The 18006-nt window shown below is 69.5% G+C and carries 15 protein-coding genes; 8 read left to right on the plus strand and 7 right to left on the minus strand.

The annotated features are described in order from the left end of the window. The first annotated feature begins 91 nt into the window (after positions 1-91). The 4 genes from K7G59_RS31490 (at position 92) to K7G59_RS31505 (ending at position 3866) form a co-directional block, all read left to right on the plus strand. The gene (locus tag K7G59_RS31490) at positions 92-997 is read left to right on the plus strand and encodes an NADP-dependent oxidoreductase (protein ID WP_225840106.1); all 906 of its coding nucleotides are present in this window, start codon (positions 92-94) and stop codon (positions 995-997) included. 25 nt (positions 998-1022) lie between these two features. After that, the gene (locus K7G59_RS35455) at positions 1023-1451 is read left to right on the plus strand and encodes a winged helix-turn-helix transcriptional regulator (protein ID WP_225840153.1); all 429 of its coding nucleotides are present in this window, start codon (positions 1023-1025) and stop codon (positions 1449-1451) included. A 22-nt stretch (positions 1452-1473) separates the two neighbouring features. Further along, the gene (locus K7G59_RS31500) at positions 1474-2301 is read left to right on the plus strand and encodes a M55 family metallopeptidase (RefSeq protein WP_225840107.1); all 828 of its coding nucleotides are present in this window, start codon (positions 1474-1476) and stop codon (positions 2299-2301) included. Between the two features lie 497 nt (positions 2302-2798). Then, complete coding sequence (locus K7G59_RS31505) at positions 2799-3866, plus strand: Ku protein (protein ID WP_225840108.1); 1068 nt, start codon at positions 2799-2801, stop codon at positions 3864-3866. 479 nt (positions 3867-4345) lie between these two features. Here the strand turns inward: K7G59_RS31505 and K7G59_RS31510 are convergent, their stop codons facing one another. Beyond that, positions 4346-5410 (minus strand): YihY/virulence factor BrkB family protein, encoded by a 1065-nt coding sequence (locus K7G59_RS31510; RefSeq protein ID WP_225840109.1) that lies wholly within the window; start codon positions 5408-5410, stop codon positions 4346-4348. A 165-nt stretch (positions 5411-5575) separates the two neighbouring features. Then, a complete protein-coding gene (locus tag K7G59_RS31515) occupies positions 5576-6265 on the minus strand; it encodes a TetR/AcrR family transcriptional regulator (protein ID WP_225840110.1) in 690 nt (229 codons plus the stop codon). A gap of 113 nt (positions 6266-6378) precedes the next feature. Between K7G59_RS31515 and K7G59_RS31520 the strand changes: the two genes are divergently transcribed. Both K7G59_RS31520 and K7G59_RS31525 read left to right on the plus strand, forming a co-directional pair. After that, complete coding sequence (locus tag K7G59_RS31520) at positions 6379-7296, plus strand: alpha/beta fold hydrolase (protein ID WP_225840111.1); 918 nt, start codon at positions 6379-6381, stop codon at positions 7294-7296. Between the two features lie 524 nt (positions 7297-7820). Beyond that, positions 7821-8042, plus strand: coding sequence for a hypothetical protein (locus tag K7G59_RS31525; protein ID WP_225840112.1), 222 nt, complete (start codon positions 7821-7823; stop codon positions 8040-8042). Between the two features lie 198 nt (positions 8043-8240). Here the strand turns inward: K7G59_RS31525 and K7G59_RS31530 are convergent, their stop codons facing one another. After that, positions 8241-8591 carry a hypothetical protein gene (locus K7G59_RS31530; protein ID WP_225840113.1) on the minus strand — a complete coding sequence of 117 codons (351 nt, stop codon included), beginning with the start codon at positions 8589-8591 and terminating at the stop codon, positions 8241-8243. Positions 8592-9129: 538 nt separating this feature from the next. On the opposite strand from K7G59_RS31530, the gene K7G59_RS31535 reads away from it, so the two are divergent. Beyond that, positions 9130-9684 (plus strand): GNAT family N-acetyltransferase, encoded by a 555-nt coding sequence (locus K7G59_RS31535; protein ID WP_225840114.1) that lies wholly within the window; start codon positions 9130-9132, stop codon positions 9682-9684. A gap of 78 nt (positions 9685-9762) precedes the next feature. Here K7G59_RS31535 and K7G59_RS31540 read toward each other — a convergent pair whose 3' ends face one another. Genes K7G59_RS31540 through K7G59_RS31550 form a run of 3 tightly spaced genes read right to left on the minus strand, consistent with a single transcriptional unit; the run spans position 9763 to position 14539 of the window. Continuing rightward, a complete protein-coding gene (locus K7G59_RS31540) occupies positions 9763-12870 on the minus strand; it encodes a lantibiotic dehydratase (RefSeq protein WP_225840115.1) in 3108 nt (1035 codons plus the stop codon). Beyond that, positions 12867-14171 (minus strand): lanthionine synthetase C family protein, encoded by a 1305-nt coding sequence (locus tag K7G59_RS31545; protein WP_225840116.1) that lies wholly within the window; start codon positions 14169-14171, stop codon positions 12867-12869. The genes K7G59_RS31540 and K7G59_RS31545 overlap by 4 nt, the downstream gene beginning before the upstream one ends. Then, positions 14171-14539, minus strand: a complete 369-nt coding sequence (locus tag K7G59_RS31550; RefSeq protein WP_225840117.1) for a hypothetical protein — start codon at positions 14537-14539, stop codon at positions 14171-14173. The genes K7G59_RS31545 and K7G59_RS31550 overlap by 1 nt, the downstream gene beginning before the upstream one ends. A 370-nt stretch (positions 14540-14909) precedes the next feature. Between K7G59_RS31550 and K7G59_RS31555 the strand changes: the two genes are divergently transcribed. After that, positions 14910-16178 carry a glycoside hydrolase family 3 N-terminal domain-containing protein gene (locus K7G59_RS31555; RefSeq protein WP_225840118.1) on the plus strand — a complete coding sequence of 423 codons (1269 nt, stop codon included), beginning with the start codon at positions 14910-14912 and terminating at the stop codon, positions 16176-16178. A gap of 405 nt (positions 16179-16583) precedes the next feature. Here K7G59_RS31555 and K7G59_RS31560 read toward each other — a convergent pair whose 3' ends face one another. Next, on the minus strand, positions 16584-17993 hold the full coding sequence (locus tag K7G59_RS31560; RefSeq protein WP_225840119.1) for an oxygenase MpaB family protein: 1410 nt from the start codon (positions 17991-17993) through the stop codon (positions 16584-16586). Positions 17994-18006 lie beyond the last annotated feature (13 nt).

Below are 18006 nucleotides of genomic sequence, written 5' to 3' on the forward strand. Positions count from 1 at the left end.
CGGCCACCGTGCTGGCCGCCTTCGTAGCCGCACAGTGAGTCAGAGCCCGTGTGCTTCGCCTTCTCCACCTACCTCTACCTGGGAGTTCCCTATGTCCACCGCGATCACTTTCTCTGAGTACGGCACGCCCGAGGTGCTGCGGCCGACCGAGGTCGCCCCGCCGGAGGCGGGTCCGGGCCAGGTCCGGATCAAGGTCAAGGCCGCATCCGTGAACCCGCTCGACATGAAGATCCGATCCGGCCTGATGGCCAAGGTCGCCCCCGCGCGCTTCCCGGTGACCCCCGGCCTGGACGCGGCCGGTGTCGTCGAGGCGGTCGGCGAGGGAGCGGATGCGGCCGTGGGGGACGAGGTCCTCGGCGCCACCGTCGGCGGCAGCTACAGCGAGTACGCCCTGCTGGAGCGGCCGGTGGCCAAGCCCGCAGCCCTGTCGTGGGAGGTCGCCGCCTCGCTGGTCACGGTCGGCCAGACCGCGCACCGCGTCCTCGGTCAGCTGGGCGTCGAGGCGGGCCAGACGCTGCTCGTCCACGGCGCGGCCGGCAGCGTCGGCTTCATCGCGGTGCAGCTGGCCGTCGCCCGCGGCATCACCGTCATCGGCACGGTAGGGGAGAAGGACGTCGAGCGCGTCACAGCCCTTGGAGCCACCGCGGTCCACTACGGCGATGGCTGGGTGGAGCGGGTGAAGGCCGCCGCCCCGGGTGGGGTGGACTTCGTATTCGATGCCTCCGGCGCTGGAGTGCTCGCCGACTCCGTCGCCCTGACCGGCGATGCGGCCAAGGTCATCACCATCGCCGACATGTCCGCCCAGCAGCACGGCGTGCGCTTCAGCGCCGGCACCGCCGACCAGGGTGGCCAGGCCCTGCCGGAACTGGTGCAGCTGGCCGCCGACGGACTGCTCACCGTCCCGGTCTGGCGCACCTATTCCCTGGCCGAGGCCGCCCTGGCGCACGCCGACCTGGAGGCCCACCGCAACCAGGGCAAGGCCGTCCTCCTGCCCTGACCCCCCATGCCGCCGAGCGAAGCGGCTGGGCTGCAGCCAGCCGGTACATCCCCCGGCCGGCTGCGGCCCGCCCCGAACCCCAGGGCCGGGGCACGAGCACACGACAGAAGGCCGAACGCGACAGCACGCGCACCCTCCCCACACCCGCACCGCTTATGGCGGACGCGGACCTCGCCGCCGCGGTCGCGTCCTCGGCCAGAAGTGGAAACGGCATCATCCTCCACACCCTGACCACCAGCCCCGCCGATTCGGTGAACCCCGCACCGCCATCGCCCGCATCAGCGCCAAGATGCGCGCCGACCGGCTGCGCGAGCTCCTCGACGCCGGCCTCGTCACCGACGACCAGCCCCCACCAGGGCACGCCACCTGCACCCGCACTCCCGACGGCCGGGCTCTGCCGCCCTTGAAGGAACCAAAGGAACCAAGAGACGAGAGGCAGTCGTCTCCTGAGTGATCAAGCTTGAGGAGAGTGCGCGGTGCGGCTCTATATCAGTGCAGACATGGAGGGCGTCACGGGACTCGTCGACGCCGACGATGTTCAGCCCGGCGGCCGGGACTACGAGCGTGGGCGGCTGATGATGGCGGAGGACGTCAACGCAGCCGTGCGTGGCGCCATCGCGGCCGGCGCCACCGACATCACCGTCAACGATGCCCATGGCCCGATGCGCAACCTCATGCCCGAGTCCCTGCACCCGGCAGCCCGCCTCATCCGTGGCAAGCCCAAGCAGATGCTCATGCTGGAAGGCCTCACTCCCGAGCACGACGCTGTGGTCTGTGTCGGTTACCACTCGCGGGCCGGTGCGCTCGGCGTACTCAGTCACAGCTTTATGGGGCACGAGATCGAAGACATGTGGCTGGACGGCCGGCCTGTGGGTGAGATCGGCCTGGCCCATGCCACCGCGGCCGCCATCGGCGTTCCGGTGACGGTCCTCACTGGTGACGACTGTGCCTGCGCCGAGATGACGGAATGGGACGCTTCGGTGAGGACCGTGGCCGTGAAGTATGCGCGGGACCGGTTCGCGGCAGATCTGCGCCCGGCGGAAGAAGCACGTGCGGCTATCGAGAAAACGGTCGCTGCCGCTCTTTCCACACCGCGGAAGGCTTCGGCAGTTGGTGGCGCGTCCACCCTCACGGTCCGTTGGCAGTCGGCCTCCGTGGCCTCGACGCTCCTCGGAATCCCAGGGGTCGCCTCGACAGACAGCCGGACCGTTCAGGCGCAGGGCGCTCTGCCCAGCCTTTATCGGCTGTTCGGTGTGTGGATGCGGGTGGCAGCATCCCTGACCAATCAGCCACCGTACTGCTGACCTTCGAGGGTCATGGCTGGGCGGACACCGCGTGCTGCCTCACGGCGGCATGGGCGGGACCGGGCGTCCCGGCCGCGGGGTCGTTGGCCGGGTAGGAGAAATGTGCGCGGCATTGGCCGATGTCTGTCTCACCCGTGACTATGCGCCGTCACCGACCAGTAGGCCCCCGAGAGTGCTCCTGCCCCGGCGGTCACCTGGCGACATGGATCTTCGACGGCTTCACCATCTCCACGGCGAAACGGCGAACACTGAAGTCACGGTGGGACTCTCAAGCGCGTACCCCCAGCGCGGACAAGTGGCCGAAGGACCGCGCCGCCAGGAGACTGTCGATAAGGGGTCTGCCTCACGTCCGACTCACTCCCCTGACCGAACAGGCTGACCAGCGGGTCTCGGATTCGTGGCCGATCGGCCACCGAGTGGTGACCGGTCGTGACATTCGGATTGCCACGGATTCTGAGATCGACATCGCTGCCATGTGCAGGGGACGGAGCATCGTGATGGCTCGGGCGATCTGGACAGGCGTGATCACGTTCGGGCTGGTGACCGTCCCCGTGGGCCTGTACGCCGCGACGGAAGACCACACGGTCCATTTCCACCAGTTGCAGCGCGGCACGTCGGACCGGATCCGCAACCGGCGGGTGAACGAGCGTACCGGCGACGAGGTCGACACCAGTGACATCGTCAAGGGCTTCGAGGTCGACGAGGGCCAGTACATCGTGGTCGAGCCGGAGGAACTGGACGAGATCGCGCCGGGCCGCTCCCAGACCATCGACATCTCGGATTTCGTCGACCTGGACCGGATCGAGCCGGTCTACTTCGACCGCCCCTACTACATCGCCCCACGCGGCGAGGAGTACACCAAGGTCTACGAGCTGCTGCGCGCGGCGCTGGCGCAGTCGAACAAGGTCGGGATAGCCACCTTCGTCATGCGGGGCAAGCAGTACCTGACTGCGCTGCGTGCCGAGGACCAGGTGCTGGTGCTGCAGACGCTGCACTGGGCCGATGAGGTCCGTGACCCTGGCCAGGAGCTGCCCGAGCTGCCCTCGGACCGGGCGGGGCGCGGCAAGCAGCTGGACATGGCGCTGCAGCTGGTCGACGCGCTCAGCACCGACTGGGATCCGGCCCGCTATCGCGACACCTACCAGGAGCACGTGCGTGAGCTGATCAGGGCCAGGGCCGAAGGCCAGGAGATCGCCGTGGCAGAGCAGCCGCCGGAGGCGACCAACGTCGTCGACCTGATGAAGGTCCTCGAGGGAAGCCTGCAGGCCGCCCGGGCCGGCCGCGGCAGCGAGGAGCCGGCCGCCGGGCGGAAGAGGAGGACGGCGCCGCGCAAGGCAGTCCGGTCTTCAGCAGGCAGGCCGGCGAAGGCGCCGCCGAAGAAGGCCGCGGCGGCATCGGCCCGCGGCGGTGGCAGCGGCAGGCGGGAGCTGCAGAAGCTGAGCAAGGCGGAGCTGTACCAGCGGGCGAGCGAACAGGACCTGCCGGGCCGGTCGAAGATGAGCCGCGACGAACTCATCGACGCACTGACCCGCAGCACACGACGCCGCACGAAGAGCTCCGCCTGACCGCCGCCACCGGCCGCGCGTGCCGACGTGCCGCATGTTCGGCCCTCATCTCTCCTGCGACGGCGCCGCGCACCACTGGCACAGCGGCGCAAGCCACCAGGCCCGTCAATCCAGGCACCGGCCCGTACAGCCGGACGACAAGGAGTCCTGGGTAAGCCTGACGACGACGCGACTGACGGGCGGCCCCTCAGCACCCGACCCGCTCGAGCGCTGTCATGGCGGCCGGATGGCAGGCCCGGCGTCCGGCTCCCGTGGGGTGCCCCTGCGGCGGTGTGCCCGGAGCGCGGAAGGAGGAGGAATCGGGGCGGGAGGAGAAGGAGTCGGGCCGGCCGTCGACCTCGTCGTGGGGGAACCACTCCTTCGTTGGCCGGGGCCGGTCGGCCGGCTGTCTGCGCGGGCTGTTCGAGATGAGCCACACGAGATGAGAGGGCCAAGTATGTCCAGGTCCCCGACCTGCAGCAACGATCAACGGGTGCGGGTCACACACCACCCATGCGGCGTCGGTCCTTCTCGTCCCACTTCCGGGTGTCGCGGGGCTGGGTGTACGGCTCGGCCTCGGGCGGCAAGCCGCCGGCGATCGCCCGCTGGCGTATGGTCTCGGCGTCGAACTCCAGGCCCAGCAGGATGGCGAGGTTGGTGATCCACAGCCAGAGGAGGAAGACGATGACGCCGGCCATGGTGCCGTAGGTCTTGTTGTAGGAGGCGAAGCCGGCGACGTAGAACGCGAAGGCGGCAGAGGCGATCATCCAGATCACCAGGGCGAGGAGGCTGCCCGGGGTGATCCACCTGAAGCCTTTCACTCTGGCGTTCGGACTGGCCCAGTACAGGATCGCGATCATGAGGGCGACCAGGACGACCAGGACGGGCCACTTGGCGATCGACCACACCGTCAGGGCTGTGTCCCCGATGCCCAGCGCGGTACCGACCTGACGGGCCAGGCCGCCGGTGAACACCACGATCAGTGCCGTGACCACCGCCAGCACCATCAGCACGACCGTCACCCCGATCCGCACCGGAAGGATCTTCCATACCGGACGTCCCTCCGGCATGTCGTAAACGGCGTTGGCCGCGCGGATGAACGCGGCCACATAGCCGGAGGCTGACCACACCGCCAACGCAATCCCGACGATCGCCATGATGGAGCCGATGCCGGCGTTGTTCTGCAACTGCTCTACAGCCCGGGTGATGATGTCCCGGGCCGAGCCGGGGGCGAGCTTCTTGAGGTTGGCCAGCACCGAGTCGGTCGCCGACTTGCCGGTGACGCCCAGCAGGGACACGAGCACCAGCAGGGCCGGGAACAGCGACAGGACCCCGTAGTACGTCAGGGCCGCCGCGCGGTCGGTCAGCTCATCGTCCTTGAACTCCCCAAGCGCGCCCCTGAGCACGGCACCCCAGACCCGTCTGGGCAGCTTCGTCGGTGTGTCCGGTGCCTGACGCTCCACATCGGGTCCGGGCCCGATCTCCTCGGGCGTGGGCACCTCGCGGGCCTGGGCCTCGTCGCTGCCGTGGTGCGTTTTCCGACCTGGAAGATGTGGCTTCGCCATACCGCCCGGGTAACCCTTGAGGTCCCCACCTAAGCCATCAGCGCCCCGAAACGCGCCCGTCGGCCCCGCGCTGGCAGAACTGTTGCCACTGTCCTGCAACGACATCCAGCGCCTGCTCATCGCGCTCATCGTCCGGCCTGTTCACGATGCGGCCCACCGGCTTCTCTAGTCGCGTCCCTGGTTGGGCCCTTGGTCGCGCCTCCGGCTGTGCTCCTCCCCGCTGCCGCGTCCGTGTCCCTGCGCGTCGGCAGGGTTGTCGCGGAAGATCCGGTCCAGATGGTGGTCGAGGACTGCGGCGGCCGACTCCGGGCTGCGCTGGCCGACGAGGATGCTGGTGCCGAGTCCGGCGGACACGGCGAGCAGGCCGACAGCTTCCAGCCGTGCGTCCACACCAGGCTGAATGAGACGGCTCTCCTCTGCCTGCCGGAGAAGTTCGACGAGGGCGCTCTCGGCCGCATCGGGGTTCTTGATGAAGGGCTGGGCGGCGAGCGCCTCGTCGGTCACGGACAGAACGGCGTATGAGGTGTAGACGAGGTGGAAGGTGCGGCTCTCCTCGTCGGTCGGCAATGCCGCCATCAGCATCGCCTCGATCATCGCGCGCGGCCCCGGATCGTGGCCGGCGGCCCGAAGCCGGGCGGTGACGCGGCGCCCGAATCTCTCGGCCAGATGCTGCAGCCCGTAGAGCAGCAGCTTCTCTTTGGTCTGGAAGTAGTACTGCACCAGCCGCAGTGAGATCCCCGCCTCCGCTGCCACATCGCGCATACCCACGGCGTGCAGTCCCCGTCGCGCCGCCACCCGAAGGAGCGCCTCGGCGATCTGGCTACGCCGCTCCGCATGGTCCACGCGCTTGGGCATCGACCGCTCCTCCGCTCGCTGATTCCACTGGCCGGGTGCTCCCGTCCACCTTGATGATACAGCCGTATCATCAAGGTGATACGTTCGTACCATAAAGAATCGACACCCCGGAGGTGGCCGTGTCCCAGACCGAGACCCGCACCCAGGCCGATGTCGGCCGCTATGTGAGCGATACCTGGCGCGAGCGCTACTTCGCGGCCTGCGATGCGGTGTACGCGCTGGGAGCGTCCGCTCACGCGGAAACGGACGTGGAGACATCCTTCGGCACCACGCACGTCTACATGTACGGCCCCACGGACCCGGTCGCCCAGTCACGTACCCCCGTCGTCCTGGTGCACGGAGCGGGCTCCTGCTCTGCCATGTGGTACCCCAACACTCCCGCACTCAGCGCCGCCCGCCCGGTCTACGCGATCGACACCCCGGGTGATCCCGGACGCAGCGTCCAGCGCGAAGCCATCCATCAACCCGAACGCGCCGCACAGTGGCTGGACGAGACACTCGCCGCGCTCGGACTCGAACGCGTGCACCTGGTCGGCTCCTCCTATGGCGGATGGCTCGCCCTGAACCAAGCGCACCGCAGGCCTGACCGCCTCGCCTCGGTCACACTCCTCGACCCCGGCGGCCTGGAGAAGGTGGGTCTGCGCTTCTTCGTCTGGATCTTCGTCAGCCTGTTCGCGACCTTCGCACCCAAGGCACTGCGCCCACGACTGGCGGCGTGGCTGGAACAGCCGGTCCTCATCGTGCCGGAGCTACGCACCATGGTCAGGCTGGGTGTGCGCGCCTACCGCATACGCCGTCCCGCCCCACTGCCGCTGTCCGAGGACGAACTGTCCACCATCCGCACCCCGCTGTACCTGTTGCTCGGCAAGCGAAGCCTCCTCGTGCACCCGCACAGGCAAGTCGAGCGCGTCCCACGCCTGATAGCAGGCGCCCGAGCCGAAATCATCTCCAACACCGGCCACGGACCCCAGATCGACCACGCGGACGCGGTCAACCGCCGGATGCTGAGCTTCATGGACTCCCTCGACTGACAGCCCCCGCATCCGACGGGCCCGGGGGGACGGCTCGGTCTGAGGGATGACACGGGTCGGTCGAGACAAGGGGCGGACCGGGCGGCAACACGGGCGCCGCTCCGAGCCCGTCCGCGCTGCTTGTCGTCACCGGCGAGGCCCGCTTCTACGCGCCGGCAGTGGCACCCGTCCGGGAAGAGCTGTGTGCGGAAATCGGGCGCGCGGCCCAGCCGGAGCGGTGCGTCGAGATGGGGTTGGAGAACCAGGGACACCACTGGCTTCCGACACCGGGACCCGAGTCACCGCAATGGGCCTCCCACAGTGAAAACGTGGCTGTAACGTCAGCCGCGAACCCTCGCAGAGAGGGTCATCAGAGCAGGGGGAGGACTGTGTCAGACATTTCCCGGCGAGCACTCCTGGGTGCCACCGGCGCAGTTGCCGCATCGACACTTCTCACGGCAACCGGAACAGCACAGGCCGCCGATACCGCGGGCGGCAAGGACCTGAACACACCACACACCACCTCGAAGGAGGCCGAGACACTCATGGCCAGTGGCAGCCAGACCCTCAAGTACGTGGCTTACATCTCGAGTCCCGACATGGAGGTGCTGAACGACGCGACGTTCGGCGTCGGTGCCGACCCCGCCGACATGTGGGCGTATCTCGACGATGCCACGGCACGCCTCCAGGAGAAATATCCCTCGTACTCCTTCACCCCCCGTCTCGTCCGGTACGACCAGGTCACCACCGAGATATCGCACCCGTAACGCACACTGCGCCGGCCCGGCCCCCCAGCCGGGCCGGCGCATCCCCTTCCCCCCGGTTCCGGGCCTGCCCATGGCGCGCCACCTGGTAGAGGCAGGCAAGCCCCATGTCTCTCGCGTCATGTGTGACAGGACGCCAACGGGCCCCGGACCTGTCAGCGGGCGGTGGTCCCGGGGCCCTCGTGCGGTGTGGGGCAGATGTCAGGTGATGTCCAGCAGGACAGTGGTCACGAACGCCTCCGCCTGAGTCTCCGACCACTTCCCGAACGGCACGCTGGCCTGAGTCAGGGAGTGCCGCAGGCAAAGCGCAGCATCTTTCAGGGGCACGGGCTGGCGGTCACCTTCGTCCGCTGCGTCCTGCAGGGCGTGACGGGCCACGTACACGGCCGTCTCGGGGCTCTCGGAGTGAACCCACTTCAGTGCTGTGATCACGTCCACGTAGAGATCAGACCAGCGCAGATTGTCCGCGCCGAATTGCTGGGCATGGTGGCGCAGGTTGAGCGCCAGAGCATGGCGTATGGCGCCGGTCACGCCCGAAGGGAAGTTGCTCACGATGCTCCGTCAGTACTCGATATGGTCAGGACGATTGTGCACTGCGCGGTCCTCCCACGGCCCTGTACGCGCCCGCGGGGTCCTCGCCCTGCCGATTCTGCCCGTACGGGCGCGCACACGATCACTGCCCGCAGTAGGAAACTGCGGTCGGGCGGCCACCTTTGCGTCAATGGTGGCGGGTTCGGCCACCTGCCAGGCCACCCACCCCTGGCGTAACGGGGGTCGATGATGTCGGCAGAGGGTGTTCCGGGTCGTTTTGCAGCCCACCACCCCAGCGCATGTCCCCGAAGCCACGACCGACCGTCGCCCATCGATCCGCGCGGCGGTTCACCCGTGTCGCCTGTCCGCGGGCGGCCTGAGCCTGGACCGAAGACGACAACCGCCGCCCGGGCCTTGCCCACCCTCATGCGGCTCGACCTGCAAGCCCAGACGGCCCCTGATCTCCATCAGGTCCGCAACGCCCTGGAGTACCTGCTGAGTTGCCGGACCGGCATGCGCACCGCCTGAAGGCCGCCCGTCGCCCCTGCTGACCGGACGGATGTGCGAGGATCCCTGGGTGAATGATCTTCGTTTCCGGTCTGCCACCGAGGCCGACTCGGTCGCCCTCGTCCGCCTCCGCGACGAGGCGGCGCGCTGGATGCTCCGCCGCGGTGTCACCGGTCAATGGCAGCCGGGAGAACTGGACGAGGACCACTTCCGCCGGGTCATGGCGCGCGGCGAGGTCTGGCTCGCACAGGCCGGCGAGCGCATCGCCGGCGCCTGGGAGCTGTGGTGGGAGGACGAGGCTGCCTGGGGCCCGCAGCCGCCCGTAGCCGGATACGTGCACCGGCTCATGGTGGACCGCGAGGTCGCCGCGCCCGGCACGGGGAGGCTGCTGCTGAGCGCCGCGGAACGCCGAGTGGCTGCGGCGGGACGGACATGTGTGCGCCTGGACTGCGTGGCCGGTAATGCACAGCTCAACGCCTATTACCAGCAGGCCGGTTACCGTGTCGTGGGCCACAAGGAGGGCAAGCCACAACCGAGCGGAGCGTCCAAGTCCTTCACTCTGCTGGAGAAGAGGCTTCGGACGCATTCGAGTAGCGACGGAGCTTGACATCGCTTGCCGACGCTCAGCGGAGCGGGGTGCGGCAGGGTGTGGCCCACGTGGACCAGGTCGCCGTGCATCCCCCGGTCAGGGTTCGGGCATGGACACCAGACTGCGGCGCGTGCGGTACAACAGCTCCAGGGCCGTGTTCTCGGCGGTACGGTCCGCGCCCAGAAGGCGGTTGCAGTGCAGGTGCACGTAGCTGTCGCACAGTTCGGGCAGCGGTTTGCCGAGCTGCTGACGGCGGTTCAGGTCAGCGAGCCGGTCGGCGGCGTCCGCCAGGTGGGGACGTCGTTCGGTGAGGATGTCGCCGATGCGGCGGGGCGGCGGTTCGCGCAGCAGATCGCAGAATTCGGCCTTGCGTGCGCGGTACTGCATGCCCGCGAGCCGTTGCGCGGGGGTGTGGCGGTGGTAGAAGCGGAGCCTGTCGGCTGCACTCAGGCCGAGTCCGTCCAGCAGGTCGTCGATGCTGAGCAGGGCGACGGCCGTTCTGTCGAGCGGGGACTTCCCCGTGTGGTCGAGGGAGAGCAGGTCGAGCACGGCGCCACTGTCGGCGGTGTACAGCTGTTCGGTGACGTCCATCCCGCTGAGACCGCCGTAGCGCTCGATCTCACGATCGTAGACGTCGAAGGTGAACCGCGAGATGTGCCCGTCGGCGAGCAGGGCGCCTGCCCAGTCGCTGAGTGCGGGGAAGAGACTGGCCGGGTTGCCGCGCAGGCGCAGCCGCAGGTGGGGGTCGGGGTCCGCGTAGCGCAGGAAATGGCGTCGGTCGGTCTGGTGGTCCAGGGAGCGGACGAGATCGCGGATGCCGCCGACGAGGACGGATTCCTCCTCCTGCCGGGAACCGTAGAGCTTGACGAAGGTCCAGTCGCTGCCCGGTGGGCGCAACCGGTCCGCCCTGGACACCCGGGCCTCGGCGGTACGGGGCCCAGTACGGCGAGGAGTGGGGGCGCGGCGGGTCATGGACACCACGAGCTCGGCGGTGTAGCGCCCGTTCGGCCCGCTGACCCAGGCGTCGTCCAGGCCGGGTACGGCTTCCTGGAGGGTCACGGTGCCGCCAGGCCGGACACGACTCAGGGCTCGCCGTATCTCGTCGGTGTGGGAGGGCGCGGTGACATCGACGAGAAGCCGATGGTCCGCAGCCGCGTCGCTGCTCGTGAGGTACGTGTGGCGGGGCACCCGCCACCGGCGGAGCCAGGCGTCGAACCTGGCCGGGAACCGGTCCCGCTGCCCGGCGATCTCGTGCGCCATGGTGTGGTCGATGCGCCACTGAGCCAGGCGCAGTACGACCGGTCCCGAGGTGACACGCGGCAGGTAGGGGAAGTCACGGGCCGGGCCCCAGTCGAAGGCGGAGAGCTGGGCGGTGCCGTCGCGGCTCACCTCGGCGAGGAAACGGCAGACGGCGGGGGCTCGGCTGTGGTTGAGCATGTGCCCTGCGCAGACGCTGACCTCTTGGACGGTCCCCGTGTCGTCGTCGTTCCAGATCAGTGCGAACCTGCCGTTCGTGACGCGGACCGCGAGTCGGTCGAGGGGGATGGAACGAGCCGGCCCGTCCGCGGCACTGGTGCGAATGCCCACCTCGTGGTCGCGGATCGCGGGCCGGACGACGACGTTGGCGGACCGGGTCTTCTCCGGGAGGTACACCAGTTCGGCCAGAACGCGGCCGGACTCCATGGCCTGTTCGGCGTCGGCGAGGGCGGCGAGGGCGGGAACTGCTCCGGGGAGCATGCCGGCGAAGCGACCGAGGTTGCGTCCGGCGGCTCCGGCGCCGACGTTGGCGCCCACGATCAGCTGGAAGTCACCTGAGTCGACGGCAGCGGGTGACGGGGCGGCGACCATGGCGTAGAGGTCGAGTGACACAGGGAGCCGCTCGGGGACGACCTCCCGCAATGCGAGCCGGTCGACGGTGTCCTGGTCGAGGTCGATGCTGGTGAGGTGGTCGTGCAGGGCTCCGGTGGCGAGGTGGAGCAAGGTGGCGGTCCGCGTGGCGTCGGCGGGGACGACCGGAGGGAAGAGGGACGGTGGGCCAAGGCCGGCGACGGGATCGAGCAGTTCGAGGACAGGCACGTCGCGGTCGGTGCCGTAGTGGACCTCGAACGCACGCCGGTACGCGGTGATCTGAGGCAACCCGTCGGGGAACGGGGTGAGCCGCAGCAGCAGTTCGGCCGCCCGCACCGCTTCGTCGGCCACCTTGTGGGACACCTCCCCGGCGGCCAGGGACACGGCCGTGTCGACCTGGAGCGGTGTGGCGGTCTCGACGCCGGTGACGCGACGGGCATGGTCGGCGAGCACCGGAAAGGCGGCGGCGCCGGCGCCGGGCGGCTGCCCTTCCCAGTCATGGATCGCGGCCAGCAGTTCGCGGAGCTCCGCGAACTGGGCAGCGGCTTCCGGAATCCGGGCGAGGTGGTCGAGAACGTGGCCCGCAGGGTCGAGGTGGGTCAGCGGCGGCCGGAGGTCCGTCAGGAGGAACGCGTGCCGCCACAGGTGATACAGCAGGTCGTGCACCTTCGTGGGAGTGGCTCCGGGGACGGCTTCCATGAGGTCGGTGGCGAGGTCGGCGTACGCGATGGGTGTGCGGGCGAGGGCGAGGGCACGAGTGACGGCGCCGGTGGCGCGCAGGGTCACGTTCTCGCCGCCGTTCGGTCCGTGGACCGCTTCGACACCGCTCAGCGTGATCCGGCCGGCGCGGTGCAGCACGGCCGGATTGGCGATGACCTTGGTCGTCTGCCGGATCTCGGTTCGCGATTCGAGGGCGGTGACGAAGTGCATGAGGGCGTGCATGTCGAGACGGGCGTGGATGTGGGGCGGCCGGTCGGCGAGGCGGACGTCGGTGACGGAGCCCCACCGCCCCAGGGCGGCACCGGCGCTCAGCCCGAAGGGGGTGGGCCGGGTGGTGAGCCGGATGAGGTAGCGCAGGATGCTCGACTCGAGGCGCCGCTGGTCGCGTTCGGTCCGCGGTCGGCCCCGCAAGGCGGTGGCGAGTGGCAGCGAGGACACGACGACGGCACGCCACGCGTTCTCGTTGTTGCGGACGCGAGTTGTGGCGGGTGCGCGGTGGAGGTCCTCGGCCGCGGGGTAGTCCGTGACCGGCAGGATCGGGGTGCGGATCATGAAGAAGTCGAGGGGCCGGTAGAGCCCTGATGCCCGTGTGCCGGGTGGACGCGTTCCGGAGCCGCGGGGGGTGTCGGCGGTCATGACAGCAGGAAGAACCGGTCCCAGGCCGGTGGTTCGGGAGTGGCGGCGGCAAGGAGGACGAGAGCGATTCCTGGGGCGCCCTCGAGAAGGCCGATCCGGTCCTCGCGGGTGCCGTCGGGCTCGACACTGCGGTAGGCGAAGGGAGCCTGGGGCTGGTACTCGCCGACCAACTGGTCGACGAGGAGGCGCGCGTCGGCGCCGATCTCCTCGTCCGCGGTGTCGGCGGCGAATCTGAGGGTGATCTGCAGGAGTCCGGCGATGCCGTGGCAGAACCCCGGCGAGTCGATACGCCGTCTGCCGACCGGGCGCCGCAGGACCGCCCGTAGAGCCGCGACGGCCGCACGGGTCAGGTCGGGGTCGCCGAGGGCGGTGCCAGCGAGCCAGAGGGCGCGGGCGACACCTGGGCTGCCGTAGCACCAGGCGTCGCGGGCTGCCGACGGGGCGGGGGCCTCCTCGCCGAGCGCGACCACCGACGGGTACGCACCTCCTCCGGTGTCGTCCAGCTCATGTGAACGGAGCCACGCCGCGGTTCGGCGGATCGCCTCGGTGTGCCCCGCGACGGCCGGGCCGTCGGCATGGGCGAGGGCCAGTACGGCGAGGACGCCGGTGATGCCATGGGCGAGACCGCAGTTGGCGACCGCGGTCGGGTATCGATCGCGCATGCTCTCGTCCGCGATGAGGGCATGAGGCGTGTGCCAGGCCGGGACCCCGTCGATGTCACGGGACAGGTCCACCAGCCAGGTGAGCACCGTACGCAGCGCGCGATCCCGGGCTCGGCCGGCAGGCCGGGAGTGGAGGTAGGCGGCCACACCGGTCCACCCCGACACGAGGTCGAACGTGCCGACGGCGAAGCCTTCCCCGCCGACAGCGGGGAGTCGGCGGGGAATCCGGGCGTACAGGCTGTCGTCGATGCCGCCGAGCAGCGTCCGGTACCGCTGCCCGTGAGCCAGGTACGAGGTGGTGAACGCCATTCCGGCGAGGCCCGCGAAGAGGCCCAAGGTGGTCACGGGGTTCGACGCGGTGCCGTCGACGGCGCGGCTGAGGTGGCGGTGCGCCACCAGGTCCCAGCCTTCGCCGGGCAGGCATCGGTCGAGGTGCCCGAAGGCGAGAGCCAGACCGCAGGACCCCTGGGCGGTGCTGTGGGGTAGCCGGCGCGGGCGTCCGTGGAGCGGCGTCGTCCGGGCTGTTCCTTCGACGGCGTCGGGGTCACGCAGCCGGGAGAGCACGTCCACTGCGATGGTGCGCACGGAGGCGGCGGTGTCCGGATTGCCGACGGCCGGCAGCCAGGCGAGTGGGACCATCAGCCTTCCCGTGGGGCGCGCTCGACGCGGCGGATGACCTTCTCCCCGGCGACCTTGCGGGTGACCCCGTCGGCGCGCACCTGACTGACTTCCAGGTGGTAGTGGTCCTCGTAGAGCAGCGTGTCGCATTCCGAGGTGCACGAGCCGCAGGTCTGACACGTCTCGGTCTCGTTGGGGGTGTCGCGCTCGGTGCAGCCGCCCTCACAGGTGCTGGCGCAGCTGTTCGTACATTCATCGCCGCAGGTACTGGCGCAGCTGTCGGTGTCTTCGCGGACGAACCTGTCCACTGCCCGCGTGGTCACCTTGACGCGGATGTCCAGGTCGAACTGGTCATCGCTGAACGCGGCGTGTGCTTGCGCATCTTCCATGGCGCAACCTTCGGCAATCGGTCGCCGGGCAAAGTCCTTCCTTCCCACTATGGCACCGCGGGTGAAGGCTGCAACCCAAGCCGGCTGTGGCGCCGCGGGTAGGTTGTGGCGGATGCGCCGGGCCCGGTGTCCGGTGCGGACTTCGGGGCCTCCGTCACCTGCTCCCGCGCTCCAACCGCCCTAAAGGCGGGCCGAGGAGAGACGCGAGACTCTGGTGGGACGGCAACCGCGGACCAGCGAACAATTCGACCGCGGCACAGCGAACAAAACCTGGGCTGGAGGGCATCTCACACTTTGTGGAGCCCCTCTCATGCTCATACGGCCCTCAGCGCGACGGGCACTGTCGCGTCTTCCGGAAGGAGACCGGGCGATGAATGTCCTGCCGTACCGTGACGACAGAAGCGAGACAGCACGGCCGTGGCGTGCCGGCCGGGCCACGAACGCACGCAGACTGAGCACCGCAGCCGCCGTGGCGGCGGTCCTCCTGGCGGGCTGCGGCACAGGCACACCCAAGGCGGCCGCGCACTCCGGTGACCTCGGCGCGTCCCTCGCTCCGCCTGCCGCGCGCCCCCTCTCCTCTGCGTTCCTCGGGCCCGACCTCACTGCCGCCGCGTGCACCAACAGCACGAAGCTGGCCGGGTGGTCGAACCGCCGGCTGGCCATGCTGACCATCGCCGTCCCGGTGTCGGAGACCTCCGTGTCCGACGTCGTCTCCGAGGTGGGCGCCGGCGCGGGCGGTGTGCTGCTGTTCGGCAGCAAGGCGCCGTCCGACCTCGGTTCCCGGCTGACCGCCCTGAAGTCCCATGTACCCGGCCACCTGGGCCTGTTGGTGATGACCGACGAGGAGGGTGGCGGCATCCAGCGCATGGCGAACCTCGTGGGGTCCCTGCCGTGGCCCGCGTACATGGGCACGCACTGGACCCCGGCCCAGATCCAGCAGAACGTCACGAAGGTCGCCACCAAGATGGCGGCCGCCCAGGTGAACATGGACCTCGCGCCGGTGGTCGACGTCGACGGCAGCAACGTGGCTCCCAGTCGGACCAACCCCGACGGATGGCGTTCCTTCAGCGGCAGCACCTCGGTGGTCTCCGAGGACGGGGTCGCGTACATGAACGGTTTGCGCGCCGGACACGTGATACCCGTCGTCAAGCACTTCCCGGGTCTTGGCGGCTCCAGCTACAACTCCGACTTCGGCCCTGCCCACACACTGCCCTGGTCCACCCTGCAAAAGGTGGCCATCCCGCCGTTCACGGCGGCCATCAAGGCCGGTGCACCGGCCATCATGGTGTCCAACAACATCGTGCCGGGCCTGGGCACCAATCCGGCGAGCCTGTCACCGACCGACATCCATGACGTGCTGCGCGGCAAGCTGGGCTTCAAGGGGCTGGTGGTCACCGACTCGCTCAGCGCCAAGGCGATTTCCGCCGCCGGCTTCAGTGTCCCCGCCGCCGCCGTCCAGGCCCTGCGCTCGGGTGCCGACATGGTCCTGTTCGACCTGGGGGGCAATGTCAGCTCCCAGACCTCCTCGATCGCCTCTGCGATCACCAATGCGGTGGCCGGCGGACGCCTCGCCCGCAGCCGCCTCATCGACGCGGCGGGGCACGTCCTGGCCGTACGGCATGTGAATCTCTGCTCCTGAGCGCGAGCGGGTCGCAGCCCCGATGCCCGCCGCGATCAGGTCCGGGCTCGGGGCATCGTCCCGGCGTTCGTCAGGTGCGGAACACGGCATGGCACTGGGCCGGGCACCTAACCCCGGCCTGGCCGACCGGCGCCGCATCGGCACGCCGGAACGCCGCACCGCCCGTGCAGCCGGACGAGATGGTGCAGGTCCTGGAGCTGCTCTGAGACGGTCTTCTCCGAGAGGGTGTTCACCGCCAGTTCGGGTAGCGCGGCGGTGTCGAAGTCCTACCGTACGTCCGAGCGCAGCCCGAGGAGGAGCTTCGTCGAACTGCCGGTGAGCCGGCGTCTCACGAACCCGCACACCTCGGTGGGACCCCGCAGGCACCCGGTTGGCTGCGGGGTCGGATGGCTTGTGGTCACGGCTTCATGCCTGTGCGAGCAGTGGGTCGTAGGGGGTGGAGCGCTGGCGGCCGGACATGAAGGACAGGAAGTCTTTGACGAATGCGCTACGGGTGTACGCCACCTTGGTGCCGGCCGTGTCGCGGTGGAAGGCGGTGCGGAACAGGGTGCGGTATTCGTCTGCGTCGATGGTCTGGTTGCCGTCTTTGTCGGTGGCGTCGAAGAGGACTTCTGCGACGTTGATCAGTGCGGGTCCGGCCAGGGAGGGAACGGCCGCGGCGTACTCGTGGGCGCTGATGCGGCCGTCGCCGTCGGTGTCGAGAGCGTGCTGCAGTTCCCGCCACCAGTCGGCGAAGGCGTTGTAGAGCCTGGTCTCTTCGGGTTCGTCCAGGTCGAGGCGGCTGGACAGCTCGCGGGCCATGGCCGCGAGGTCGGGCCAGTCCAGGTAGCCGTTGCCGGTTTGGTCCAGCACCTCCTGGAAGAACTCTTCCGCGCTGCGTTGCATCCCGCCTTCCTCGGCGGGCTTCGGTTGCGGGGGGAGAGGAGTGACGAGCCGGATGAGGGCTCCGGCCCGGTTCACCTTGTCGCGCAGGGCGGTGATCGTGCGTGCCCGGGGGTCGTCGCTGCCGGGGGAGAGGGCGAGCAGGTCGGCGATGCTGTCGGCCTTGATCCAGCCGCCGGGGAGGAAGCGGGCCAGGCCGGCGGCCAAGTAGGCGCCTTGCATCAAGGTTTGGGCGCCGGGCAGTTCCGGCAGCCCTGTCCTACGGCGGAACGGTTCGGGCAGGGACGCTACGGTGATCGCTCCGACGATGGGGCCGGCGACGGTGCGGCCGGCCGCCCACAGGGTGGGCAGGCCGTTCAGCAGGGGCGGGGCCGGGAGGTGGTCGAAGAGCTTGTAGAGGATGATGCGCATCGCCTCCGTGTTCTCCAGATCCTCCTCGACCACCCGGTCGTAGTAGTTCCAGAACTCGTGCAAGGAAGTCGGCAGGTGGCCGGCTTCGTCTCCCAAGGCCGCGAGGAACGCCTGGAACTCCGCATACAGCCGTTCCATCGCCTGCTGCTCGAGAGGTTGTCCGCTCAGTCGGTACATGGTGACGGCACTTTCGAACATCGTCGCAACGACCCAGGCCCGCACATCGGGGTTCATCGCGTCGTAGGGGCGGCTTCGGGCGTCGGTGCCGTTCAGCCGTGCGTGCAGGCGGTTGAGCCGGGCTGCCTCCCTGTTCCGGACGGCATCGTCAGCGCCGAACATGCGCTGCGTGCTCACGAGGGTGTTGCGCAGCCGTCGCCAGGGGTGGGCGACGAATGTTGAGTTGTCGATGAGCGCGGCGCCGATCTGCGGGTGGGCCGCCTCGAGGACGGTTGCTCGGATGATGGTCAGTGCCCAGCGCGGGTCGTTGAAGAACTCGTGGAACTGCGAGCCGGGCCCGAGCACGGGCCTTGTTCCC

The sequence above is a fragment of the Streptomyces sp. NK08204 genome (assembly GCF_020400585.1).
Classification (GTDB): domain Bacteria; phylum Actinomycetota; class Actinomycetes; order Streptomycetales; family Streptomycetaceae; genus Streptomyces.